General features: G+C 36.6%; 28 protein-coding genes and 2 pseudogenes. All 30 read left to right on the top strand.

What is annotated here, in order from left to right; all coding sequences use genetic code 11:
• The first annotated feature begins 157 nt into the window (after window positions 1-157).
• The 30 genes and pseudogenes from CD122_RS01085 (at window position 158) to CD122_RS01230 (ending at window position 25,360) form a co-directional block, all read left to right on the top strand.
• Window positions 158-580, top strand: a complete 423-nt coding sequence (locus CD122_RS01085) for a transcriptional regulator (RefSeq protein WP_103357180.1) — start codon at window positions 158-160, stop codon at window positions 578-580.
• Between the two features lie 184 nt (window positions 581-764).
• Complete coding sequence (locus CD122_RS01090) at window positions 765-1,334, top strand: hypothetical protein (protein ID WP_103357181.1); 570 nt, start codon at window positions 765-767, stop codon at window positions 1,332-1,334.
• Window positions 1,335-1,390: 56 nt separating this feature from the next.
• Entirely contained in the window at window positions 1,391-1,879 is a 489-nt protein-coding gene (locus CD122_RS01095) for a terminase small subunit (protein ID WP_103357182.1), read from the top strand.
• Window positions 1,863-2,828 (top strand): annotated as a pseudogene (locus CD122_RS01100) (PBSX family phage terminase large subunit); the annotation flags it as partial. The gene CD122_RS01095 and the pseudogene CD122_RS01100, both read left to right, overlap by 17 nt.
• Window positions 2,829-2,990: 162 nt before the next feature.
• Entirely contained in the window at window positions 2,991-3,578 is a 588-nt protein-coding gene (locus CD122_RS01105; protein WP_240624099.1) for an HNH endonuclease, read from the top strand.
• Between the two features lie 141 nt (window positions 3,579-3,719).
• Window positions 3,720-4,019, top strand: a pseudogene (locus CD122_RS01110) (terminase large subunit); the annotation flags it as partial.
• A 4-nt stretch (window positions 4,020-4,023) separates the two neighbouring features.
• Window positions 4,024-5,433 carry a phage portal protein gene (locus CD122_RS01115; RefSeq protein WP_103357183.1) on the top strand — a complete coding sequence of 470 codons (1,410 nt, stop codon included), beginning with the start codon at window positions 4,024-4,026 and terminating at the stop codon, window positions 5,431-5,433.
• Window positions 5,411-6,355: a phage head morphogenesis protein gene (locus CD122_RS01120; RefSeq protein ID WP_103357184.1), complete on the top strand. Its 945-nt coding sequence runs from the start codon at window positions 5,411-5,413 to the stop codon at window positions 6,353-6,355. The genes CD122_RS01115 and CD122_RS01120 overlap by 23 nt, the downstream gene beginning before the upstream one ends.
• Window positions 6,356-6,443: 88 nt before the next feature.
• Window positions 6,444-7,043, top strand: a complete 600-nt coding sequence (locus tag CD122_RS01125; RefSeq protein ID WP_103357185.1) for a phage scaffolding protein — start codon at window positions 6,444-6,446, stop codon at window positions 7,041-7,043.
• 12 nt (window positions 7,044-7,055) lie between these two features.
• On the top strand, window positions 7,056-7,871 hold the full coding sequence (locus CD122_RS01130; protein ID WP_103357186.1) for a N4-gp56 family major capsid protein: 816 nt from the start codon (window positions 7,056-7,058) through the stop codon (window positions 7,869-7,871).
• A 13-nt stretch (window positions 7,872-7,884) separates the two neighbouring features.
• Window positions 7,885-8,166, top strand: a complete 282-nt coding sequence (locus CD122_RS01135) for a Rho termination factor N-terminal domain-containing protein (RefSeq protein WP_103357187.1) — start codon at window positions 7,885-7,887, stop codon at window positions 8,164-8,166.
• Window positions 8,166-8,462, top strand: coding sequence for a phage head-tail connector protein (locus tag CD122_RS01140; protein WP_103357188.1), 297 nt, complete (start codon window positions 8,166-8,168; stop codon window positions 8,460-8,462). Before CD122_RS01135 ends, CD122_RS01140 begins: the two co-directional genes overlap by 1 nt.
• 1 nt (window position 8,463) lies before the next feature.
• Complete coding sequence (locus CD122_RS01145; protein ID WP_103357189.1) at window positions 8,464-8,799, top strand: phage head-tail adapter protein; 336 nt, start codon at window positions 8,464-8,466, stop codon at window positions 8,797-8,799.
• On the top strand, window positions 8,786-9,199 hold the full coding sequence (locus tag CD122_RS01150; RefSeq protein ID WP_103357190.1) for an HK97-gp10 family putative phage morphogenesis protein: 414 nt from the start codon (window positions 8,786-8,788) through the stop codon (window positions 9,197-9,199). Before CD122_RS01145 ends, CD122_RS01150 begins: the two co-directional genes overlap by 14 nt.
• Window positions 9,200-9,210: 11 nt before the next feature.
• Window positions 9,211-9,636, top strand: coding sequence for a DUF3168 domain-containing protein (locus CD122_RS01155; protein ID WP_103357191.1), 426 nt, complete (start codon window positions 9,211-9,213; stop codon window positions 9,634-9,636).
• A gap of 6 nt (window positions 9,637-9,642) precedes the next feature.
• Window positions 9,643-10,209: a phage tail protein gene (locus CD122_RS01160; RefSeq protein ID WP_103357192.1), complete on the top strand. Its 567-nt coding sequence runs from the start codon at window positions 9,643-9,645 to the stop codon at window positions 10,207-10,209.
• Between the two features lie 54 nt (window positions 10,210-10,263).
• Window positions 10,264-10,758, top strand: a complete 495-nt coding sequence (locus CD122_RS01165) for a tail assembly chaperone (protein ID WP_103357193.1) — start codon at window positions 10,264-10,266, stop codon at window positions 10,756-10,758.
• Between the two features lie 68 nt (window positions 10,759-10,826).
• Window positions 10,827-11,102, top strand: coding sequence for a hypothetical protein (locus CD122_RS01170; RefSeq protein WP_103357194.1), 276 nt, complete (start codon window positions 10,827-10,829; stop codon window positions 11,100-11,102).
• Between the two features lie 13 nt (window positions 11,103-11,115).
• Window positions 11,116-14,346 carry a phage tail protein gene (locus CD122_RS01175; RefSeq protein WP_103357195.1) on the top strand — a complete coding sequence of 1,077 codons (3,231 nt, stop codon included), beginning with the start codon at window positions 11,116-11,118 and terminating at the stop codon, window positions 14,344-14,346.
• An 18-nt stretch (window positions 14,347-14,364) separates the two neighbouring features.
• Entirely contained in the window at window positions 14,365-15,282 is a 918-nt protein-coding gene (locus tag CD122_RS01180) for a phage tail family protein (protein ID WP_103357196.1), read from the top strand.
• 7 nt (window positions 15,283-15,289) lie between these two features.
• Window positions 15,290-16,792, top strand: coding sequence for a tail tube TT1 domain-containing protein (locus tag CD122_RS01185; RefSeq protein WP_103357197.1), 1,503 nt, complete (start codon window positions 15,290-15,292; stop codon window positions 16,790-16,792).
• Between the two features lie 2 nt (window positions 16,793-16,794).
• The gene (locus CD122_RS01190) at window positions 16,795-18,750 is read left to right on the top strand and encodes a right-handed parallel beta-helix repeat-containing protein (protein ID WP_103357198.1); all 1,956 of its coding nucleotides are present in this window, start codon (window positions 16,795-16,797) and stop codon (window positions 18,748-18,750) included.
• A 3-nt stretch (window positions 18,751-18,753) separates the two neighbouring features.
• Window positions 18,754-20,214 (top strand): BppU family phage baseplate upper protein, encoded by a 1,461-nt coding sequence (locus CD122_RS01195; RefSeq protein ID WP_103357199.1) that lies wholly within the window; start codon window positions 18,754-18,756, stop codon window positions 20,212-20,214.
• A complete protein-coding gene (locus CD122_RS01200) occupies window positions 20,214-20,627 on the top strand; it encodes a DUF2977 domain-containing protein (protein WP_103357200.1) in 414 nt (137 codons plus the stop codon). The genes CD122_RS01195 and CD122_RS01200 overlap by 1 nt, the downstream gene beginning before the upstream one ends.
• A complete protein-coding gene (locus tag CD122_RS01205; protein WP_103357201.1) occupies window positions 20,608-20,757 on the top strand; it encodes an XkdX family protein in 150 nt (49 codons plus the stop codon). Before CD122_RS01200 ends, CD122_RS01205 begins: the two co-directional genes overlap by 20 nt.
• A gap of 57 nt (window positions 20,758-20,814) precedes the next feature.
• Window positions 20,815-22,743: a glucosaminidase domain-containing protein gene (locus CD122_RS01210; RefSeq protein ID WP_103357202.1), complete on the top strand. Its 1,929-nt coding sequence runs from the start codon at window positions 20,815-20,817 to the stop codon at window positions 22,741-22,743.
• A gap of 22 nt (window positions 22,744-22,765) precedes the next feature.
• The gene (locus CD122_RS01215; protein ID WP_240624100.1) at window positions 22,766-23,218 is read left to right on the top strand and encodes a hypothetical protein; all 453 of its coding nucleotides are present in this window, start codon (window positions 22,766-22,768) and stop codon (window positions 23,216-23,218) included.
• Window positions 23,219-23,279: 61 nt separating this feature from the next.
• Entirely contained in the window at window positions 23,280-23,600 is a 321-nt protein-coding gene (locus CD122_RS01220; RefSeq protein WP_240624101.1) for a hypothetical protein, read from the top strand.
• 48 nt (window positions 23,601-23,648) lie between these two features.
• Window positions 23,649-23,954: a phage holin gene (locus CD122_RS01225; RefSeq protein ID WP_103357204.1), complete on the top strand. Its 306-nt coding sequence runs from the start codon at window positions 23,649-23,651 to the stop codon at window positions 23,952-23,954.
• Between the two features lie 17 nt (window positions 23,955-23,971).
• A complete protein-coding gene (locus tag CD122_RS01230) occupies window positions 23,972-25,360 on the top strand; it encodes an N-acetylmuramoyl-L-alanine amidase (RefSeq protein WP_103357205.1) in 1,389 nt (462 codons plus the stop codon).
• Window positions 25,361-26,266 lie beyond the last annotated feature (906 nt).

Here is a 26,266-nt window from a genome sequence, read left to right on the forward strand (position 1 = left end):
AACTGCACTTGTAGCATATGAACTATACATTCATTTAACAGCGAATGATGAAGTGGATGAGCCATTCAGTTCGCTAGACCAGGTTGATTTGAATGATTTTAGACCTGAGATAAGTGATTAGTGTTTAATATTTTTATTGGATAAATGGAGGTATGTAATGACTAAGAAAAAGTACGGGCTTAAATTGTCCACCGTTAGAAAGCTGGAAGACGAACTATGTGATTATCCCAATTACGATAAACAATTGGAAGATTTAAGGGAAAGTGTTATGAACCCTTGGCATCCTACTGATGAGAATATAGGTGGAGAGCATGTACCGACGACCTCGTCTAAAACAGAAATGGTTGTAGCTAACTATCTTTGTAATATAAGACGGGGCAAGATACTCGAGTTTAAAAGAGCAATAGAACGTATTATCAATACGTCTAGCCGGAAAGAGAGAGAATTTATTCAAGAGTACTATTTCAACAAGAAGACATTAGTTGCTGTATGTGGAGATATTCACATCTCGGAAAGTACCGGAAACAGAATCAAGAAGAAGATAGTTTTGAAATTGGCAGAAGAATTAGGGGAACACTAAGTTGACAGTAAAATGACAGTTTTTGACACCTAAAATGAGATATTATGGTAATGTACAGAAATGTACAAAGCGTGTTCTTTGGTGATTGTGGCCTGGCATTTTCCCTCCTTTCAAATAATTGAACGTGAAGGCGCCCAAGAGGCGTCTTTTTGTGTATAATAAAAGTTAAAAGGAGGACACCTTAATGCAAGAGACCCATTTCGAAAGTATTGTGAGTTTCAGTCAAAGTGTTTTTGCAGTACACTTTTTGTATCCGATGATTCTTTTATTTATTACCTATAACATAGTTAATAAAGGTATCGAGAAATTTAAGCATAAAAATGCTAAAGAATTACAATTGGATAGTTTTTATAGAGAACAAAATAGCGATAATTTAAATGAGTTGTTAAATGAATGGTCATCGATACTTTTTGAGCCTGAAAAAATAAATGACACAAGTTTTCAACAAAAATACAATGACATGATGTCTAAAACATATTTATATGGAGATAATAAATCGGTTAGTTTATTATCGTCTTTTCAACAATATAATTATAAAAATAGTGACACTGAAAAAGTAAATGCTGATTTGGATAAAAGAAGTTTGATGGTTATGATGTATGTTGCGTTGATTATGACAACGCTTAAAGAACAATATACAAATTATAAAGTCGAACCTGAAGTAGTTTTAAAAATGAAATTGCAGTTTTATGATGAGGTAAAATATTTGTTTCAAGAATATAAAAATGAAATTAATAAAAGTATAAAATATTAAACTCGCATTTTGCGAGTTTTTTTATTGCAATTAGCGTGAGAGTGGTGATATATGGGATGAACGAATTGAATAAAAAACAGAAGACATTTGCTGAGGTGTATGCTATACCAGGTACTGAATATTATGGTAATGCTACTAAGTCTGCTATTTATGCTGGGTATAGTGAAAAAACAGCTTATTCACAAGGGCAACGTATGTTGAAGAAAGTTGAAATACAAGATTACATTAAGGGTGTAGAAGAAAAACTCTTTGACGAGAATATTATGAGTGGTAAAGAAGTTTTGTATAGGTTGACAAGAACAGCAAGAGCAGAGCATACAGAAGTGGAAGCGATTGTTACTAAAACTGGTGATTATAAAGAGAACCCAGATAACGGGAAAATGCAACTTGTGTACGATGAACATGTTCAACTGGTATCTAAGCCACCTAAAATTAGTGATCAAAATAAAGCACTTGAGTTACTAGGTAAGCACCACAAGCTGTTTACTGATGTACAAGATGTGACCATGAATGGAGCGGTGGTATTTAATGACGACATCGATTAACTTGTCTGAATTGATACCAAAGCATTTTCATGATTTGTGGAGAAAAACAAAAGACGAAAACATCTTGAACATTGTTGCTAAAGGTGGACGTGGTAGTGGTAAGTCGTCTGACATATCGCACGTAATCGTCCAGTTAATTATGCGTTACCCAGTTAATGCAGTTGTTGTGCGTAAGACTGACAACACACTTGCCACGTCTGTGTTTGAGCAAATCAAATGGGCGATTGAGCAACAAGGTGTGTCGCATTTATTCAAAGTTAAAGTATCTCCAATGGAATTAAAATATGCGCCACGTGGAAATCGTATAATTTTTAGAGGTGCACAAAACCCAGAACGTTTAAAATCGCTTAAAGATAGTCGGTTTCCTTTCTCAATCATGTGGATAGAGGAACTGGCGGAATTCAAAACAGAAGATGAAGTTACAACCATCACTAACTCGCTGTTGCGTGGCGAATTGGGCGATGGTCTTTTTTATAAGTTTTTTTACAGCTATAACCCACCTAAACGAAAACAATCGTGGGTTAATAAAAAATATGAATCGTCACTTCAACCAGATAATACGTTTGTACATCATTCAACATATTTAGATAACCCATACATTGCCAAACAGTTTATACGTGAGGCGGAGGCATCTAAGGGACGTAACGAATTGCGTTATCGTTGGGAATACATGGGCGAAGCAATTGGAAGTGGCGTAGTACCTTTTAATAATTTACAAATCGAAACAATACCAGATGAGTTGTATAAGTCGTTTGATAATATTCGTAACGCTGTCGACTTTGGTTATGCAACTGATCCGTTGGCTTTTGTACGATGGCATTATGATAAAAAGAAACGTATTATCTATGCGATAGATGAGTACTATGGTGTACAAATTAGCAATAGACAGTTTGCAAAATGGCTATGGGAAAAAGGTTATCAGTCAGATGATATTTATGCTGATAGTGCTTAATGTTGGGCACGTAACTCGGTTAATTGCTGGGACCCCCTAAAGCTTTAGGTACCAAAGTGTAATAATCCTAAAGATACATGGGCAATCAGCAGCAATATCTTATGTTTTATGTCGTCTTTGAATCGCTTTGATGGTATAATGACAATTGAGGTGATGTTCATGAAGATGATCAAAGAAATTAAAGGTTTAGAAGATATTCTTGATTGTTATTTTGTCGATGAGTTGGGCGATGTTTACAGCTTTTCTGCTAATGGAGGTAAAAGGCGTAAAGATCCTAAAAAATTGAAGCAATATGTAAAAACAGGAGGGTATTTATATGTAGCCCTAGTTACTGAAAGTAAAAAAGTTAGATACTTAAGAACTCATAGGATAGTTGCTATGGCTTTTATAGATAATCCTAGTAATAAGAAATATGTGAATCATATTGATGAAAACAGACAAAATAACATTGTTGATAATCTTGAATGGGTAACTCCTAAAGAAAACAACATGCATTCGTTAAAGAAGAAAATGTATGTTTATAAATTTGACGGAGAACTTGAAAAAATTTACCGATATACAAGAGAATGTCAAAAAGACGGTTATAATCAAGGTCATGCTTGTGCATGTGCTAGAAATGAAATTAAATCTCACAAACAAAGAATATTTAGTTACAAACCTTTAACAAAAGAAGATGTTGTTCAACGACTATCGAAACCACACTATCTAAAAGGTGATCCAAGAAAGAAAAGTAGTGTAAGGGAGTAGAGTACATTCAAGTGGATGGAAAAGCCGAGCAATAAAGAGACCTTTCGAGGTCTTTTTTTATTGAAGATATAGTCTAATCTTGCAGGAAACTGTAAGCAGTTAATAACGGGCTAGGACTAACGACCCTAGTTGAATAAAATGGAACCTAAATCAATTGATGAGCTGAAAAAAGAACACGGCATCAAACGTATTAAAGGCGTTAAAAAAGGTGCTGACAGTGTTGAATATGGTGAACAATGGCTTGATGATTTAGAAGCTATTGTGATTGACCCTAAGCGTACACCTAATATTGCAAGAGAGTTTGAAAATATTGATTATGAGACAGATAAGGACGGTAACGTAAAGCCTAAATTAGAAGATAAAGATAACCATACAATTGATGCGACACGATATGCGTTAGAACGTGATATGAGGCAACGTAAGATGTCTATTTTGAAGTAAAGGAGTGATTGTCATTTATTGGCCAAATGAAAAACCATACCACGAACGTATCGTCGAAAAGCTTGCGCCTAAATACGAAACGCAGGAAGAAATGATTATACGTTTGATTAATGACCATAAACCTAAAATTGAAAAGATAACAACGGGAGAAAGGTATTATAATCATGACCCCGACGTATTACATTTAGCGCCTAAGCTAGACAACACGGGAAATGTTGATCCTTTAAAACCAGATTGGCGAATGTACACTAATTATCATCAAAACTTGGTGGATCAAAAGGTGGCATACGCTGTTGCTAATCCTGTCACTTTTGAAACGGATGATGATAACGCACTTAAAACAATACAGCACGTTTTAAATCACAAATGGGATGACAAGCTAGTAGATATCCTAACTGCAGCTAGCAACAAAGGTATTGAGTGGATACAACCATATATCGACGAAGACGGAGAGTTTAAGACATTCAGGGTGCCAGCAGAGCAAGCAATTCCAATTTGGACAAATAAAGAGCGTGACAAGCTGAAAGGATTTATTAGATATTATGTGTTGGACGAGGCTGAACGCGTTGAATATTGGACAAATACAGACGTTACGTATTACGAATATAACGAAGGTCAATTAATACCTGACTATTATCATGGTGACGAACATATACAAGCGCATTATTATGTTGGGGATAAGCGTATGAGTTGGGGACGTGTTCCTTTCATTCCGTTTAAAAACAACCCGCAAGAAGTCAGTGACTTGTTTATGTACAAGACAATCATTGACGCAATGGATAAGCGCTTATCCGATACGCAAAACACTTTTGATGAATCAACTGAATTAATTTATGTGTTAAAAGGATATGAAGGGCAGGACTTGGATGAGTTCATGCGTAATTTAAAATACTACAAAGCCATTAATGTCGATGGTGATGGTAGTGGTGTAGACACCATTCAAATTGAAGTGCCGGTGCAGTCATCAAAAGAGTATTTAGACATGTTGCACAATTATGTTATTGAATTTGGACAAGGTGTTGACTTTCAACAAGACAAATTTGGTAATAGTCCGTCTGGAATTGCACTCAAGTTTATGTACAGTAACTTAGATTTGAAAGCTAACAAGCTAAAAAATAAAACACTGACAGCTTTGCAGGAGTTGTTACAGTACATTATTGATTTCTACAAATTGAACATTAAAGTACAAGACGTCGAGATTACATTCAACTTTAACGTTATGGTTAATGAACTTGAGCAATCACAAATTGCAGTGCAATCTCAATTTTTATCTAAAGAAACGTTAGTAACTAACCACCCTTGGGTTGATGATCCAGTAGCAGAACTTGAACGAATTGAACAAGATAATATCGAATTCAACAATCAATTACCATCCCTAGAAGGTGATGAAGATGACAGAGCGCAAGATAACTAGTCAAGATGATATTGATAAAATCATTGAACAACTAAACAAAGAGTCAGATAGTGAGCTTGAACGCTTGTTTGCAGAACAACTTAAAGTGATTAAAAGAGAGTTGTATTCGATGTTCGGAAGGTTTGAAAGTGATGACCCACATGTGACGTGGACAGAATTTAATAAGTATGATCGTCTTAATAAACAGCTAAAAAGAATTGCTGAAATGATGACTGATGATTATAGAGAAGTGGCTATCAAAATTAAAAATACACAACAAAACGCATATATCGAGCAGTTTATGATGAGTCTATTTTTATATGAAATGGCTACACAAACGTCGATGCGTTTTGATGTGCCTACCGTATCCGTTATTAAAAAAGCGATAGAACAGCCTATTGAATTTATTAAGTTAATCCCAACATTAGAGCGTCATAGAAACGATGTTCTAAAAAGGTTACGTATGCATATTACACAAGGTGTTTTGAGTGGTGAGGGTTATGCTAAAGTTGCTAAAGCTATAAGTGATGACGTTGGTGTCAGTAAAGCAAAAGCATTACGCGTAGCGCGTACTGAAATAGGTAGAGCATTATCTCAAGCAAGTTTGGATAGTGCACAGGTAGTAAAAGACAATGGCTTTAACATGATGAAAAGATGGTTTGCTACGAAGGATAATCGTACTAGAGACACACACAGACATTTGGATGGTAAAAGTATTCCGTTGAATGAAAAATTCAAATCTAGCGGTTGCGTCGGCTTAGCCCCAAAATTGTTTGTAGGTATTAATAGCGCAAAAGAAAACATTAATTGTCGATGCAAATTGCTACATTATATCGATGAAGATGATTTACCAGGCATTATGAGAGTGAAAAACGACGATGGCACAACGGAAGTAATCCCAACGATGACATATTCTGAATGGTATAAGTCTAAAAAGAAATAATAATTGCCCAAAGATGCTTAAGGCGTTAAAAGGTGCAGACTCGTGCTGGATGAGACCAGTGTCAACAAAAATGTGAGGAGAATATTAAATGAAAAGAGAATTTTTACGTGGTTTAGGTTTAGAAGAAGATACAGTTCAAAAGATTGTGGATGAACATCATGATACATTACGTCAGTTCAAAGATAAGGCTCAGCAAGTTGATTCATTACAAGAGCAACTAGATAAAGCAAATAAAGAACTGGAAAACCGAGATCAACAAATCACAGACCTTCAAAAAGCTAAAGACGGGGATAATCAAGAACTTAAAGATAAGTTAGAGCAATATAAGCAAGAAAATTCCCAATACCAAGCTGATATGAAGGAATTAAAATTGAATAATGCTATCAAGTTAGCAGTTGCAAAAGATGCAAATGACGCTAATGATGTTCTTTTAATGATTGATAAAAGTACATTAGAACTTCTAGAAGATGGCACAGTGAAAGGTTTAGAAGAAGCAGTTAAAGGACTGCAAGAAGCTAAGCCTTATTTATTTGCGGATAAAAAAGCAACAGGACGTACACCGAATGATGGTCAAAGTCTTAACGCTAAAGATAGTGTTACAAAAGAAGATTTTAAAAACATGTCTTACACGGAGCATGTAGCGTTATTGAATAACGATCCAGAAAAATACCGTGAATTAACGAAATAAGGAGAATTTTAAATGACACAAACTAAAAAAGAAAATTTAATTAACCCAGAAGTTTTAGCGGCTGTTGTTGGGGGACAAATGGAAAATGCTATTCGTTTCACACCATACGCAGTCACTGATAACACGTTAGTCGGACAACCAGGAGATACGATCACAAGACCTAAATATGCTTATATTGGACCTGCCGAAGATTTACAAGAAGGCGTACCAATGGATACAACACAAATGAGCATGACTACTACTAAAGTCACTGTTAAAGAAACTGGTAAAGCTGTAGAAGTTACTCAAACAGCGGTTATCACTAATATTAACGGTACTTTACAAGAAGCAGCTCGACAATTAGCAATGGCTTTAGCCGATAAAGTTGAAATTGATTATATTACCGAATTGCGTACAGCTAGATTAAGTGCTACTGTATCTGCGAATGCTAGTGGTATTTTAGACGCAATTGAAGTATTTGATTCAGAAAATGAAGAAGACTACGTATTACACGTTAACCCTAAAGACTACAATAAATTAGTTAAATCTTTATTTAGCGCTGGTGGTAACGTGCAAGATCGAGCTATCGCTAAGGGTGATGTAGCTGAACTTGTAGGCGTTTCAGACATTGTTAAATCTAAACGTATTAATGAAAAAGAGGCGTTCTTACAACGTCGTGGTGCGATGGAAATTGTTAATAAAAAACGTCCAGAAGCATATACGGATTTTGACATTTTGAAACGTACACATGTCTTATCAACTAACTACCATTATGGTGTTAACTTAAAAGATGACAACGGTGTAGTTAAAGTAACGTTTAAAGAAGCTGCTGCTAGCGAAGAAATGTAATGGAGTGATGATTATGTTGTTTAGAGTAGTTACACGTTTTAAGGATGCATATGATAACAAACATTTGTATGAAAAAGGTGGTTTATATCCGAGAAAAGGGTACAAGCCATCTGATAGCCGTATTGCAGAACTATCGACAACCAACAATCGACGTGGTGTTGTAGGTATCGAGCCAATCGACTTAAATGGTTTGAAAGTTGCTGAATTGAAAGAGGTAGCGGAACATCTCGAAATTGAGAACTATGATTCTATGAAAAAAGCAGAGCTTCTTGAGACTATTGAAGGTGCTAACTAATGGAACCTGTAGAAGTAAAACGACTTAATCAAATGCCTATCGATGACACTTCGAATGATGAGGTACTAGATGATTTGATTGTTTTTTATAAAGGTATAGCGGAAGAATACTGCAATAAAACTTTTGATAAGCCATATCCTTTTGGTGTAAGAAAGTTTATTGCAGAAAGCATAAAATACGGCTCTACTGGCAATATTTCCAGTCGTTCAATGGGTACAGTATCATATACATTTGTAACTGAACTACCTAAAGCAACTTATCGTCACTTGAGACCTTTACGAAAGTTGAGGTGGTAGTATGTTCGATCCGTTCAACGAGTATCCACATTCTATACAAGTTGGTCGTATGAAAATTGTCGGTAAGTATCCCAATCAACGAGAGCAATTCGTGTCTGATAAAACAATACAAGGTTTTATGGACACGCCTACGACGTCTGAAATGCTTAAGTATCATCAAATGGATAAAACGTTTGACCGAAATCTATACACGCCGTATGACGTCGGTATAGACGTGTCGGATATTTTGGTATATGAAGGTAACAGATATCAAGTTGTAGGACATCCAGTTGATCAAGGCGGTCAACACGAAGTTAATTTAACAAGATTGCAGGTGGTTCCAAGTGGCAAAGGTTAAATATGGTAACTGGGACTTGGTTGCTGAATTAGAAGACTTCAGAGATGAAATGGAAGAATGGGTTAAAAAAGGCATTTTGAAAACGACATTAGCCATTTATAACACAGCAATTGCGTTAGCGCCTGTTGATATGGGCTTTTTAAGAGAAAGTATCGACTACAAAATAACTGATGGTGGATTTTCTAGTGTTATAAGCGTCGGGGCAGGGTACGCGGTTTTTGTGGAGTATGGTAGCGGAATTTTCGCTAGTGGACCAGGCGGTAGCCGTGCGAAGAAAATCCCCTGGTCATATAAAGATATTGACGGAGAATGGCATACAACTTCTGGACAACCACCACAGCCATTTTGGAACCCTGCGATTGATGAAGGGCGCAAGGTGTTTGAGAAGTATTTTAGATAGGAGATGGTGTGATGTGGGTCACTGCTGAACCACTACTGTTTCAAAAAATTATGAATAACTTAATTGATAACCCTATTATTGACAAGTTAGTCGGTGGTAGGGTTTTTGATTGCGTTCAAAAAGACGTAGCGTATCCATATATTATTGTCGGCGAATCGAATGTTACAGAGAGTGAGCGTTCGCCTGGCATGAGAGAGACTATCGCAATTACGTTTCATGTTTACAGTCAGTATGAAAATGCGGCAGAAGCAAGGGAGCTATTGAAGTATCTTAACTATGCATGCAGACAAGATTTGCGATTTGAACATTATGAAATCGACTGGATTAAAAAGGATACGTCACAAGTATTTGTTGATGTAGATCAATTTACAAAACACGGCGTACTTAGACTTCTGTATAAGGTACGTCATAAAACTTTACAAGAAAAAGGAGAGTAGATAAATATGAGCTCAAGCTATATTGCAGTCTGTGAGCCAACCAACAACACGCTCGGTGCGATGGGGCTGTTGGTTTCAGATTTAAAAGAGGGCGAGAAGAAGATTTCATCTGAACTAACGGAAAAAATTATTGCGGGTAAAACAGATTATTCGTATCAATCCGTTGCAGAAGAAATTAGTTTGACTTTCGGGAAAATTCCAGGCGACGAAGGTCAAAAACAATTCGAAAAAGCAATTAAAGAACGTAAACAAATCAAAGTTTGGTTGATTGAAAAGAAAAAACGCAAAGATGGCTATCATTCAGCGTTTGGCTATGCAGTTGTTGAAGAATTCGGTAATTCTTTCGATGATGAAGAAGATAAAATCGAAGTAACTTTAAAAGTTAAATTTAACACGGCTGACGGTGTGTTTGAAGAATTACCACCTTCGTGGTTAGACGCGTCTGTTGCGGGGACTACTGTTGAATTCGAGAAGCCTGGCGAATATAAAGGCGATCTTGAAGACCGTACAGCAACTGGCAAAACGTTTAGCGCTAATAGCGATGTATCCGCGACTGATGAAGAATCTATGTAATGAGCAGGGCGTGTGATGCGCCCTTATTTTAATTTAATTAAGCGAGGTAATAAGATGACTAAAAATGTATTTGAAGCAGAAAAATTTGAGCCGATTACGGAACTTGAATTTAAAGACGCGAAATTAAAAGCAAAAGGGACTTTCATGTTTGATATTGCAGCTGAAAAGTATGCTAAAACTGATAAGAATGGTAATACAACAAGTGGTTATCATGAAATCTTGCAAGGTATTTTGAATCGTAACACGTTGTCGATTGTTGAGTTTTGGGACTGTGCACTCGCCCATGTAAAAAATCGTCCAACCAAAGAAGAAATTCAAGATGTTATTCAAGATGTTATTGAAAAAGAAGGTACAACTTTAGGCTTGTTACAAGGTGCGGTTCAAGTTTTGAGTGAATCGGGTTTTTTCAAGGAGCAGTTCAAGATGTACTGGTTCCAGTTTTCACAAGGGCCGAAGATGGTCAAAGCAGAGGAACGCGAAGAAATGGAGAACGCGGTACTAGTGCTGAAAGAAACGTACAAAAATTTAACGGGCAAAGAACCATACTAAACTATAGCGAAATACGTTCTAAAACAGCGCAATTTTTAGGTTATGTCAGTTCAGAAGAATTATATAACATGACGCCTAACGAATGGAAAGACTGGATACGTGGTGCTCGTGAGCGTGAAATAGACATGCTTGAACGTAATATACACCTAGCTACTGCAAATGCGATGGCGCAAAGCAAAAAAGGTGTTAAGCCGATGTACAGAAAGTTACAGGAAGCACGTGAAAAGCTATTAAAAGATGACGTTCAAATTAGAAATGATCGCGAAAAAGAGATAGCACAGCGTAGACGGTTAAGAGACTTGCAAGTTAAGCAAGCAGAAGAATTTTTCAACTTTAATAAGTAAGTGAGGTGGGCTTGTGGAAAGAAACTTTTATGCGCGTATCAATGCGATTATCAAGAACTTTGAACGTAATGTGCGAAAAGCACAAAGATTAGCTAAAACGTCTGTTCCTAATGAAATTGAAACAGAGATTAAGGCTAATACGACAAAGTTTCAACGTGCATTGACGAGAGCAAAAGCAATGGCGCAAAAGTGGCGTGAACATACTGTTAATTTAGGTATGGAAACGAAAGAATACAAAGCTAATTTAGAAAAAGCAAAAGCGCAAGTTGCAAAATTCAAGCAACATAAAGTTGATTTGAAATTGAGTGACGAAGAGTTAATAGCTAAATATAAAACTACTAAAGCCACAGTAGAAGCTTGGCGTAAACATGTAGTCAAATTAGATTTAGATGCTAGCCCCGCTGAAATGGCTTTGAAAGGTTTTAAAGAAGATTTAATTGATTTAACTAAACATAAATTCGATATTGACACTGGTCGCTGGAAATTAGGCGGTAAATTCACCAAAGAATTTAATGAAATAGAAGGTCAAGCTAGAACAAGTTTTGGAAGAATCAAAAAAGTAATGGCAAAAACATGGCATGATGGTGGACGAGCTTTAGAAGACTTCAGCAGCAAAATGGATCACTTGGCTACACGTTTAAGAACTTTTGGTACGGTTTTTAGTCATCATATTAAAGGTGTACTCGTTGCATCTTTCCAAGCATTAATACCAGTTATCGCTGGGCTTGTGCCAGTTATCATGGCGGTTGGAAATGCATTGAAAGTTGTGACAGGTGGTGCACTTGCATTAGCTGGGGCTTTAGCGATTGGTGCAGGTGGCGTTGTTGCTTTTGGCGCAATGGGTATTAGTGCTATCAAAATGCTAAACGACGGAACATTGAAAGCGACGTCAGCAACTAAAAAGTATGAAAAAGCGCTAGATGGCGTCAAAGATACATGGACTGACATTATTAAGAAAAACCAAAGTCAAATTTTTACTTCGATGGCAAATGGCTTAAATACTGTCAAAGTGGCACTGCAAGACTTGAAGCCGTTTTTTAGTGGTGTTTCATCACAAATAGAAAAAGCAAGTGCTAGTGTGCTTAAATGGGCTAAAACAAGTAATGTAGCTAAAAAGTTTTTCCAGGAAATGGGAACAACTGGTGTTTCGATTTTCGGAGACTTGTTACGTTCAGCTGGTCAATTCGGTGCTGGTATGGTCAGCATGTTTACACAGCTTATGCCGTTATTCAAATGGTCGTCTCAATGGTTACAGAGACTCGGCGAAGATTTTAACAAGTGGGTAAATAGTGCAAAAGGTCAAAATGCTATTAAAGAGTTTATGAACTATACAAAAACTAATTTACCGATTATTGGCAACATCTTCAAAAATACTTTTGCGGGTGTTAACAATCTGTTAAAAGCTTTTGCAGGTAATTCTACTAATATTTTCAAAGCACTTGAAGATATGACTGCTAAATTTAGAGATTGGTCTGAAACGGTCGGTAAATCCGAAGGCTTTAAAAAGTTTGTTGATTATGTTCAGAAAAACGGGCCAGTCATTATGAAGTTGATAGGCGATATTGTCCGTATATTAGTTGCTTTCGGAACTGCGATGGCACCGATTGCTAGTGCGTTACTTAAATTAATCGGTAAGATTGCTGAATTTACAGCTGCATTATTTGAAAATCATCCGAATGTTACAAGATTTTTCGGTATTTTAACGATTTTAGGCGGTGCGTTCTGGGCGTTAATGGCACCTATCATACTCGTTAATTCTGTGTTAAGAAAAGTGTTTGGTACCAGTCTTTTAAGCATAGCTAGGCACATATTTAAATTCATTAGAAATACAGGATTGTTAAGAGGTGCTTTAAATCTTCTGAAAGGTGCTTTCTCGTTACTAACTAAGCCACTCGGTTTAATTACAAGAGCCTTACCGTTATTAGCGGGTGCTTTAGGAAGTATATCGGCACCTGTATGGATCGTTATCGGTGTGATAACGGCGCTTGTAGGTGCAATCGTGTACTTATGGAAAACAAACGAGAATTTCCGAAACACCGTGATTAATGCGTGGAATTCCATTAAAGAAGGTATCGGTAATGCGATTGAAGGCATTAAACAGTGGTTGTCTGATTTGTTTGCAAAAGTAAATGAAACGATACAGCCAATTCTTCCGATTTTACAAAGGTTAGGCGATTTTGCGAACCAAGCTTTAGGTGTATTGTTTGGTGGAGCGATTCAATTGCTGTTAATTCAGCTTCAAGGCTTGTGGACAATGGTGCAAGTTGTGTTCACGGCAATAGGCGCTATCATATCTGGAATGATTCAGTGGATAGTCGGACTGTTCACGGCATTCATTCAATTTTTAACTGGCGATGTTTCGGGTGCGTGGCAGACATTACAAACGACCATTTCAAATGTCGGAGAGACGATTTGGAATGGCATACAGTCAATTTGGAATACGATTACCCAATTCTTATTTGATTGTTACTCGAAAATTACTGGTAAAACAGTGTCGAGTTGGTCGCAAATTTGGGGTCATACGACACGATTTTTATCCAATATTTGGAATTCGGTTTCAAATTGGTTTACTCGAGTTGTAGCAACGGTTGGCGCAAAAATGGTTGGGGCTCTATCGAGAATCATTTCTACTGGTTTCCAATGGGTCAATTCTATTCGCCAAACGATGTCAAACTTCTTAAATGCGGTCGTTCAGAAGTTCTTTGAAGTGGTCAATGCCTGTCGAAATGGTATGCAAAGAGCATTGAGTGCTGTACGAAATTTTATTGGCAATTTTAGACAAGTTGGTATTGATATGATCGCTGGTATGATAGGTGGCGTTATTCAAAAGGCTGGCGATTTAGCTAAAGCGGCATGGGATGCAGCAGCAGGCGCATTAGCTGCTGCTAAGAGAGCGTTAGATAGTCATTCGCCATCCAGAAAATTTATGCAACTAGGTAGAGACAGTATGACAGGATTAGGAATGGGTATTGATCAATTTGCTGGTAAAGCAGCACGCGCGAGTAAAAAAGCTGCTATTGGTATTATGGATGCGTTCGATGCAAAACTAGCGCCGTCTTTTGATATTAGCGGTTTATCTAATGCGGATATACGTGACGTGAATGGCTATATCACTGAAGATGTTCGTCATTCAATTATGGAAAGTCAAAGACCGATTGTTAATCTTGAAGTACGGAATGAAGGAGATATTGAGTACATTCATTCGATTATTAAAGATTTAGACGCGAAAGAGTATTACACATAAAAAGTGAGGTGATGTCACTTGATTTATCGTGACATAGAGATTGTTAGGGACTCAAATATTTATAGATTGAGTGACAACCCTATTACTTTTAAACGTTTGAAAGTGAAAAGTTTTAACGTAAGTGATTTGGAACGTGATTATAAATATGAATCTATTGATCGTTTAAATGGTCGATTTAACACAGGGCATATTGAACAATCACGTTCGGCCACTTTAATTGTTGAATATGAAGTAGAAAAGATTGCACATGCGATTCACTTAAGAAATCAGCTTGCGAATCTATTTAGAGACACGTTCTTCATTAGAGAACTTGTTGCGACGAATGTTGAAGTGCCTTTCCAAAAATTTGGAGAGCGTGACTTTGATTTTCCTTTAAATTATGCGAGTGGTATGCAGTTAGAATTACATTTGATTGATGTCGGGGAGTACGACACAAATCGTACTTCTGGCGAAATCGAAATTACTTTTGAAACGAATGAGACGCCATATTATGAAAGTATAGGACGTAGTATTCAACTTGAGAAGTTGGATGCGTCCTATTTTTTATGGTCGTCGGACATGGGCATTGAAATGCCTTTAGATAGCAAACAGCGGAAGTATACGTTTAGCAATGTGAGTTCTGGCAATGTCTTTTATCATGGAACACAAGCTATCGACCAATTTACGTTTGATAGAGTCGTTACAATTACACTTGGTTCTGACACGAAAAAGTTCAGTTGGAATTTGCAACATTCAGAAGTAATGACAATCGAAGGTCTTAATTTGTATGCTGGCGATGTTATTAAATTTGATGGCTTGCAGACTTTCAGAAATGGTGTCGCAATTGATGAATATACACGAATGAGCCAGCCATTTTTTGAAAATGGTTTTAACTACTTCACGTTAAATCAGAAAGTAAACAGCATTGTTTTCGATATGAAATTTTATTACAAGTAGGTGTTTTATGCCAATTTTAATTAAAAATAGAGTGGGTAAAGGTTATCCAATTTATACATCAACTGTACTTACACACAAGTTAAGTGATGACGGTAGTTTGACGTTTGATATTTTAGAAAACGAGAACACATACGACCTTATTTCTGCAGTCGGCAAAATGTGGACTGTACATAATGTGGAAGGCGCTGATGATAAGCGTATTTACGTCATTACGATTATTGACCGACAAAGTCGTGGGGAAAAGCAATATGTGTCAATTACGGCACGTCAGAAAGAACTTGATGACTTGATGGTGTCACGAATTATTAGCAATGTGACTGGTAGTTTTACGGTCGAAAATTATTTCAAAATTGTTTTTGACGGGAGTGGTTACAAGTTCAAAATACCAGTAAAAGTGCCGTCTTCACGTTGGGAAAACGCAGGGGATGGCGATAGTCGTTATGAAATGTTTATGAATGGTTTGAATCGCTATGGGCTTGAATATACGTATGATCCTAGCTCTAAAACATTTATTTTAGAGCCATTTGTGGAAAAGACGGCTGCTTACTATATATCAAACAAAGTCAATGCGAATAATTTAAAGCTTGAGGAAGATGCGAGTGAGTGCTATACGTTTATTCGGGGTTATGGTGGCTTTGATGAGGGAGAACCTTTTACACAAGGTAGTGTACAAATCGAGTTCGCACATCCACTTTCAAAGGTTATTGGCAAACGAGAAGCGCCACCTAAAATTGATGGTCGAATTACAAATGTTGAGACGATGAAGCATGAACTAGAAGCAATCATCAATCAATCGCTCAAAACATCATTATCACTTGATTTTATCGCGTTAAGAAAACATTTTCCGAAAGCCATTCCTAAAATCGGAGACTTAGTTCCCGTTCGAGATGACATTTTAGACATTCGTGACAGCGTTCGTATTATCGAAATTAAAACTGTACGTGATGCGCATAACAAGATTATTAAACAAGACGTGGTGCTTGGCGATATTCGACGCCGTGACAGGTATACAAAGCGTGTGAACAATGCTGCAACGCTTGCGAGTGGACTTGGTGGTGGTTCGGAAGGTGTCCGTACGATTAGAACGGTCAATAAACGTATCATCGCTGCATCACAAGCAGTTAATGATGTGTCTAACACTTCCGCATCTTTAGAATTTGACGGTTTAGGTATTCATGCCAAAAGTGGCAAATATGCAGTGTCGTATATGCAAGATGGTATCAAATCGAGCAATGATGGCGGTCAAAAGTATACAACGTTGCTTACGGGTAATGGATTTAATATGGATGCAATGCCAACAGCGACTCCATTACAAAAAGGTTTAATGTCTACACAAGACAAAGTTAAATTAGATCGATTAGGTAATGAAAGCTTTATTACAAATGAAGAACGCGAAAAATTAGCAAAGTTGAACGCAAACGCTAAAGGGCTTGTTCTGACAGGAGACGACGGCAAAAAATACAATTTGTCTGTTGACACAAATGGTCAGTTAAAAGCGAAGGAGGTCTAATATTGAAATTAGATTTATTGAAAAAACTAGACGTATTTTTTAATGACAAATTTATAGGTCAGAATGAAAGTAACTATAAAAAAATTGAAGAGGCAATCAATGGACAGGACAGTGATTTGAGTAATCACAAAACAACGGATTTGAACGCACACAATAGCAAACAAATCACACATGAAAACACAACAGTATACAAAATGCTTATTTATCAGATGGAGCGTATACGCAACCTTGTTTTAGGTGTTGATGGCGATGGTATCAAAGAAGTGACAGACAGCCGTGTATCTATTGACGGAAAAACACATGGTTTGTTGTCTGAACGATTGTTTTATGATTTGAACAGAACAAATGAAAAACTAGAAAAAGTTGATAAAAAATTTGTGGAAATCAACTTTGATACATTTAATCCGGACAAAACTGGTGAAAGCCCAACCGATTTAGAGTTACAAGAGGCATTGGATCAAATACGAGACGCTGGTGCTGGAACGTTAGTGATTAAAAATGGAACCTACTTGATTAACAAGCGACTTACTGTTTATTCAAACACAACCATAAAGATGGAAGAAAACGCCGTTTTGTTAAGGGGAAATACAAGTTCAATCATTGATTTAGGTAGCATGAAAGAAGTGTTTTATGGCTACGATGGCGTGAAAAATGTCCATTTTATCGGCGGTACAATCGATTGTAATTTAGAACAAATCGAAAAGTATCCAACAACAGCTGTAAATATGATTAACATAAGACACGCTGAAAACGTGTCTTTTTATAATGTGAAATTTAGAAATACACTGTCTTATCATGCGTTAGATGTTAATGGTGTAAATAGATTAACCGTTGAGAATTGTATTTTTGAAGGTTATAAAAATTTGAATGGGGCTGAATTAAAAGAAGCCATTCAAATTAGTGAAGTTATGCCTGGGGGTATAGGTGGTCCAGGTGCATGGGACGGTACGCCGTGTAAAAACATTGTTATCACAGATTGTATATTTAGAGCGTCCGACATTGCTCCGAGCTTTCAAGTTTGTATCGGCAATCATTCAAGCATACATGATGTATTTCAAGAAAATATCAAGATTACAAACAACATTTTTGAAGATTGTTATATGGGTATACGTCCATTTAAATGGAACAACGTACAAATCACTGGCAATACTTTTGATCGTAACAACATCGGTATTCGTATAGCTGTGTCGAAAGGAAATACCAATAGTTCTAAAGATGCAAATGGTGTGCAGACTAATCAATCGCAAGGCTGTGATATCTATATTATTAAAGAAAATGTCTTTAGAGATTATAAAAATTGGGGCGTTTGTGCTGTTGGCGAAGAATATAAAGATAGTATTGGTTATGTCGGAAGTCTCAATATCAGCGACAATTCTTTCGTCTCCGAAAATGTTAGTACAAAAAATGAGGCTATTTTGACTGATTTGTGCAGAAATGTTCGTGTAAGTAACAATTTTATAATTTCTGGACATCGTGGTTTAAACCTCTCTTCATCTCATAATATTTTTATCGATAACAATGTTTTTAGTAGTCTTGTAACAGAAGCAATTTATATTAGTATCTCTGGTCATAGTGGTTATGCACAGGAAACAAGACATTTGAATATAACAAACAATACCGTCAATCAAACTGGAAAGAATGGTTTTTATATTCAAAATGCACGTTTTGTTTATATAACGCAAAACAAAGTATCTAACACAAGTCTTTTTACTGGCGACCAAGTGAAAAGGGGTGGTGTCTATTTGAATGATTGTAGAAATGGACGCATTGAGTCTAATGATTTTTGGGGAGAAAAGCATAGTTTTGCTATTTTAGGAGCGTCATTGACAAACTTCATTTCTTTCAACAATGGCGGTAGTGGTATCGTTCAATTGTTTGGAGATTCTGTTTACATCGGACATTACAACGTTAGTACTAAAAATAACATTTTCAAACGTGACATGAAAGGCAAGGTGTAGATTATGAACTATGACGCTAGACCTAACAAAAAAGTAGAACTCACCTTAGAAACAACAGCTTTTAAGCAAAGTAGAAGCGATTTAAACGTCGCTTTCTCTACTGCTGATAGGGATACTGGTATTTTTGAATTTACAGCAACACAAGGTAATAAGCCGTTGTTTATCGGTAATGACAATGCGGTTACAAGTATTATTTTCGTGCACTCTAATGGCCACAAAATAAAAATGCCATTAGAAATTACAGACGCGATGAATGGTAAGTTGTCTGTATTTGTACCGAACGATATTTTGAAAACACCCGGAAAAGTCACTGCGCAAGTTTATATTGCGAGAAGATCTAAAACAGATACACAGGCTGTTGTGGCTGAACGTATTTTTAGTTTTGTTATTGAGAAATCGTTGGCTTGGCAATTTGATGCGGAAACAAAACTTAATTACATCATTGAATTTGATGAATTAGAATCGCAGTTAAAACAACGTGCCTTTGCAATTGAACAAGCAATGCAAAATGCAGAAGACTATGTCGGTCTTATCAATAAAGCGAAAGACGATGGTTTATCAGATATACAAATTTTAAAATCTGAAACGATGAAAGATATTAAATCATTATCTACTACAAAATTGGATGAACTAAGTCAAAGTGCATCACGTTATGCTGCTGAATTAACTGAAATTCGCAATTCTATTAACAGCAAAATCGATGGATTTCATGATGGCATTGATGAAAACGGAGCGATAACCAGTTCAGATGCATCAAATTGGCAGAAAGCACCAATCACAGACGAAAATGGATACAGTATTACGATAGAGCTTATCGACTTTTTGAATATAGGCAATACGATAACAAAATCGGGCTTTTATTATGCTCAAAATGTCGAAAACGCACCATCTTCTGATATTAAAACTGGCTATATTTTTGCTAATTTTAGAAGTGACAGCAGTGGACAATTAGTATTTAGTCCGACAGACTCAAAAAAACTTTACAGTGTTCAAAAAGTGAATGGCATTTGGAGTAGTCTAAAAGATTTAACATTCAATATGGAAACTGAAAATGGCGCGCAATCTAAAGCTGATGAAGCGTATGAGAATGCTATTAGCTATTTCAATGAAAAGACAGCTACAAACTTTAAAACGCTTTGGAAAGGCAGTGTTAAAGAACAAGAAGGTGTCATCAACTTATCAGAAGCGTTCGATAATTATAAAATGCTTGTGGTTGTTTATGCGACAGTTGGTGGCATTAAGAATCTTACTAGATTAGTTCCAAATTTAAAAACTATTGTTATACATGATTTTAACCTTGCTGATTCAGATGCTGGAATGGCAAGGTTTTTTGAATCAGCTTTAGATGTTGTTAATACAACACAGCTTAAAATGCGTTATAACAACACGTACTTGCCGGAAGCTAACAGCGGAACATTAAATTCTAAAGCGATTGAAATACGTGAAATTGTAGGTGTTTATTAATGAAAATTGAAGTAGTTGATAACGTTATTTTATCTTATGCAATTGTCGGCGATGTTGATAATAGTATTGAGGTGGACGATGAATTATTACCAGCTGATTTTATAGAAAGTTTTGAACCTAAAAAATTTAAATACGAAAATGAGCAAGTAATCATCAATGATGAATTTGACGAATATGATTATTATTCGGATGACATGGCATTTTATAAAGTGCCAGATAATGATATGACTGTTGGGCATGATGATGAATTGCGAAAAATGTTTGCGAACATGCAAGTTCAGCTGGTACAAGCAAATGTGATGATCGCACAATTAAGTAAGCAACAAGCGTCGTTAACTGAACAATTGGTATTGATTAATAAAGAAAATGAAATGTTGAAAGGAGAACAAACAAATGAAAATGTTGTTTCCTAAATATGAAGATATTAAGCGAATGTATGATTGGGGTTGCTATGACAATAACCAAATCAAATGGTTTGTTGATATGGCAGTAATAGACGAAGCAGAATACGCATTGATTACTGGAGAGAAATACCCTAAATAAATATCAAAAGTCGGCACATAGTGTGCCGGCTTTTTATTATGGAAGTGAGTTGATGTTATGGCATTACCAACAACAGGAAAGCCGACAGCATCGCAGGTTGTTGATTGGGTTAGGGACTTAGCTAAAAGACGTGCTGGTGTTGATGTAGATGGTTATTATGGTTATCAATGTTGGGACTTACCAAACTATATTTTAAAAAGGTATTGGGGGTTTGTAACGTGGGGCAACGCTAATGCGATGGCAAACCAAAGTAATTATAGAGGTCATGCGTTCAAAATTTATCGTAACACGCCATCATTTGTGCCAAAACCAGGCGACTGGGCGGTTTGGGCAGGAAGTAATCCGGGTCATGTAAACATTGTTGTTGGTCCAAGTTCTACAAGCCGTTTTTGGGCAGTAGATCAAAACTGGAATAGCGCTAATAGTTACAGAGGTTCGCCTGCTGCATTAGTCAATCATACTTATAACGGTGTAACACACTTTGTAAGACCACCTTACAAGCCAGAACCCAAACCTGCACCAAAGCCGGCTCCTAAACCAACACCTAAGCCAACAACACCAAAACCTTCAACGTCTAAACCTGTTGAGAAACCGCCTGAACAGCCTAAATTTAAAGATGTGACAAAAGTTATTTACACTTTAAAACGCGATGATTTTGGTCAACGAGATAATTTTGAGCACCGTGTCGCATGGGGCAAGAAAAGACAAGGCAAAGTTAAAGGTATAACGGTTAAAAATGCGCACACAATGCGCTCTGTTCACGATTTGTATAATGATAGAAATCAATATATTAATACATCTGATTACCCTCACTACTATGTCGATTACACGGGTACATGGTCGCCTAGAGGCGAAGATTATGAGCTTCCTGGCGATCCTAACAACATTGTCATTGAAGTCTGCGGAGATTACGCAGACGATAGAGACGCGTTTTTGTTAAGTGAATTTTGGGCAATTATGTTGGGTTGGGAAATTTTTGAGAAGTACAATTTAAAGTTTGATTACAAAAGTATAAAAGTTGACGATGCCATTTGGCGCTCTCTAAAAGAACATGTTGCTTGGGACTTTGCGAGAGACGGTTTTCCAAGTCAAGCCAAATTGGAAGAATTAGCAAAAGCTTTGGCAGGTCTTTATGCAAACAAAACTACATTGCTTGCAAATGTTGGTTCTGAAAAAGTAACCAAGTCAAAAATTAAAACGACTGTTAAAACTACAACAACAGCTGTTCAAAAGCAACCTGCAAAACCAGCTTCCAAGCCAGCGCCAAAGCCAACAGCACCTAAAAAACCAGCCGTTGCAGCGCCTAAAATTAGCATAGAAAAAAGCAATTATACTTTTGTTCAAGCATTAAACCTTCAGATGATGAGAGGAGCTCCTATGAAGTCTGTTAGTGGTGGCTGGATACGTGCTACAAGACAACAAACAAGTGATGCGATGAACACTAGTAAAATTTGGAACAACGCGACACAACGCTATCAAATGCTCAATTTAGGGAAGTATCAAGGCGTTCCAGTCGCTAAGTTAAATCAAATACTTAGCGGTAAAGGTACATTGCACAATCAAGGGCAGGCGTTTGCTGATGCTTGTAAAAAATATAATTTGAATGAAATTTACTTAATAGCGCATGCGTTTTTAGAGAGCGGTTATGGTAAGTCAAATTTTGCAAGCGGACGTTATGGTATCTATAATTTCTTCGGCATCGGTGCTTTTGATAGTAATCCTAATAATGCAATCACATTCGCACGTTCACAAGGCTGGACGACGGCATCTAAAGGTATTATCGGCGGTGCTAAATTTGTGCGTGAGGGCTATATCAATAAAGGGCAAAACACATTGTATCGTATGCGCTGGAACCCTAAAAATCCAGCCACACATCAATATGCGACAGCTATTGAATGGTGTCAGCATCAAGCAACAACAATAGCTAATTTATATAAACAGATTGGTTTGAAGGGTGTTTACTATATAAGAGATCAATACAAATAAAGTATAGGAAAGAGGTTTTTCGTTGGAAAAATTACAAAAAAAGAAGGGGCTAGATTACTTCCAGAGAATAGCAATGTTGTGGTCCATTTGTTTTGGTATTGCGTCGACTGTGCGTGGTGCGTATTGGGTTTTTAACGCAGATGCTGCACAGCATGATAGCCAGTTATATGACACTATGCATGACGTATTGCCGTTAACTTTTTGGGGCTTACCTTTCGCTATTTCAGGCGTTCTATTGATTATTTCAGGTTTTTTAATACCTTATTTTGAAACAAATACAAATTACTATAGGTTTAGTTTCTTAGGTTATATAATTGCATGTCCTTTCTACTACATCTTTTCTGTCGCAGGTTTTAACAACAGTCTAAATATTGTTACTCCAGTTATAAATTTCAATTTTGCAGTAATAAGTGGCGCTATAGCGTATGTTACTTTTCGAAAGTTGAAAGAGGCGAAGAAAAATAGACAAAACTGATTACTTAACTGTAAAACAATATTTAGAAGATGAAAAACGTAGAGAGAAAGAGAAAGGTGCTATGCATCAGAGGATAAACAACGTAGACAATCGACATAACAGTCACTACAGCGAATTGAAATTGGTACTAATGACTTTTATAGAAAGTCAGAAACCATTAAACGAGCATATGCAAGGTATACGTGCAGACTTTAAAGAAATGAACGGTATTTTAGCCGAATACATCAGAAAAACTGACGAGATTCACGGCGATCTTGCTGAAATGAAAGAGAATCAAAAAAACGCAGCTAAAGACAGAAATGATTTTTTAACACGTGTCTTAGTAGCAGCAATTGGGGCTGGTGGTTTTGTACCAGTCTTAATACAAATGTTTTTCAAATAATAGTGAGGAACTGGAGTATTTCAGTTCTCTTTTTAGGAGATGATTTTAATGAACAAATCTATGATATTAAGAACGGCTGTTTTAATTTTAGCATTAGTCAATCAATGGCTGGCCAATCACAATATGTCGCCGCTTCCAACATCAGAAGACGACATCAACACGCTTATATTAACAGGTGCGGCCTTATGGACTTGGTACAAAGATAACCCAGTAACAAAAGAAGGTATTTGGGCTAATCAAAAATTGAAAAAGTATAAAGCTGAAAAGCAATATACAAAAGCAACTGGTCAATTGCCTATCAAACAAAAGGTTGAAGCTTCGAGTCTTTATGACACGACTGAGCAAAATATTTAAAAAGGGGGGTTAGGTATATGAGAACCAAAGATGAAGCTATCAAATGGATTAATAATTCTGTTGGTAAAAAGTACGATTTTGATAAATGTTACGGCTATCAGTGTTATGACTATGTCAATGCATACTTCTACTATATGACCGGCTTAGTTTTGCATGGGCTTTATGCTAAGAATGTTGCGATTGATAATGCAAAAACTTTAGCTAATATAGCGACCGTTTATAACAATACGCCTGAATTTTTGCCACAACCTGGCGACATTGTGGTGTTTAACGGACGTTACGGTAACGGTGCAGGTCATGTTGCTTTAGTGACACAAGCGACATTAGACAGCTTTGAAGTCGTTGAACAAAACTGGCTTGGTGGTGGTTTTGTTAATGGTGCGCCTGGCTGGGAAACAGCAACACGTCGCTGGCATTATTATGATAACCCGATGACATTTATTCGATTACATTATGCACAGAAAAAATCTATTAGGAATCTTATACCTGCTTCTGCACCTAAAGCAGTTAAACGTAAGATTGTGCTTGTAGCAGGGCACGGATACAACGATCCAGGTGTGGTTGGTAATGGCACTAATGAACGTGATTTTATTCGTCAGTATATTGTACCAAATGTCGCTAAATACTTGCGTTCAGCAGGACACGACGTTTATCTATATGGCGGTTCTGCTATGAATCAAGATATGTATCAAGATACGGCATATGGTCAAAGCATAGGAAATCGTCGAGACTATGGTATGTATTGGGTTAAAAATGTTCAGAAACCAGACGCTATTATTGAGTTTCATTTGGACGCAGCAGGCCCATCAGCAAACGGTGGTCACGTTATTATATCAGGCCAATTCAAAGCTGATTCAATAGACAATACCATTCAATCTGTTATTAAGTCGAATGTAGGTCAAATTAGGGGCGTGACAGCGCGTAATGACCTTTTGAATGTAAATGTGTCGGCTGAAATTAACGTCAATTACAGGCTAGCTGAACTAGGTTTTATCACAAATAAAAAAGACATGGACTACATCAAAGCGAATTATGATAAGTATGCTAAAGATATTGCGAGTGCAATTCATGGTAAGCCAATTGGCGGGGCGCCTGCAGGTCAAAAACAAGTTCAACAAACAACGTGGGCTTGGGGAGGTGTCTTTTACCCTAACACCGCGATTAAAGTCAGACGTTTGCCAGGTTTAGATGGAGAAGTCGTTGACCAGGGCTCATGGCTTTACACTAATAACGATTGGGTTAAGTTTGACCAAATCATTAAAAAAGACGGTTACTGGTGGATTAGATTTAAGTATCAAGCGCCTGGTGCGAGTAAAAAATACTTTTATTGTGCCGTTTGTAAAATCACAGATAAAGATGAAAAAATTAAAAATGAAAAGTATTGGGGTTCTATTAAGTGGACTTAAAAATCTAGGGTGGCTGTAATGGTCGCCCTGTTTTTTTGTGCGGAAATACAATGGATAAATTAATAGTAGGGGCTAACTAAAACTAACAAATACTAAAGAAATACAACAAAATGTAAAGTTTTTAGTCGTTATCTATTGCGTGTTTAAAGACAAAAGTATTAGTATAATAGTATATGTGTGTATTAGTAATATGCAAGTTTATAAAATAATCCTTTGGAATGGTGAGTTGATGCGATTTTATACATTGAGATTAATGGTTCATAGTTTGATATTTTTTGCGATATTTTACGTTACTTGCGATGCAGACAATTACAAATTGATTCTAAGTAATGCGCTTATTTACTTATTACCTTTTACTATGGACTTTAAAGAGAAATTTCTCGATAAAAGTTATTATCCAAAGAGGTATAAAATCGGCTTATACTTTGTTAGTATTGTTTGTTTTCTTATAGTTACATTTATGACTTTAAACTATATGGGTCTAAATATCCCTTTTAATAGTGTTCTTAGCCTGATATTAAAGGTCATCTTCATTGTGATATATTGCTTAGTGTTTGCAATTGTCTTATTAGACTGGTATTTTTTAAAAGATACTGAGGCAGAACTGATTCTTGCAGAAAAAGCTGGAAGAGACAGCGTGAGGGATCGGCAGTTAAAATCAAATTATAGACAAGAAAGACGACAATTAATACAAAAACAAGATTATAAGGATCATATTACTAATATGTCTCAGAAAAAAACTAGAAAGAAGTGAGGAGTATGATAATAAGTATAGTTTTATTAGTCTTCATCGCTTTGATTTATTTTGTTCAAGTGTACACAGCATATCTTACATTTAATTTAAAAAATATAAAATTTGGGAAGTCGCTAATTTATTTTACACTTCCGATTTTCAGCGCTATTGTG

The sequence above is a fragment of the Staphylococcus rostri genome, from assembly GCF_002902145.1.
GTDB classification, from domain to species: Bacteria; Bacillota; Bacilli; order Staphylococcales; family Staphylococcaceae; genus Staphylococcus; species Staphylococcus rostri.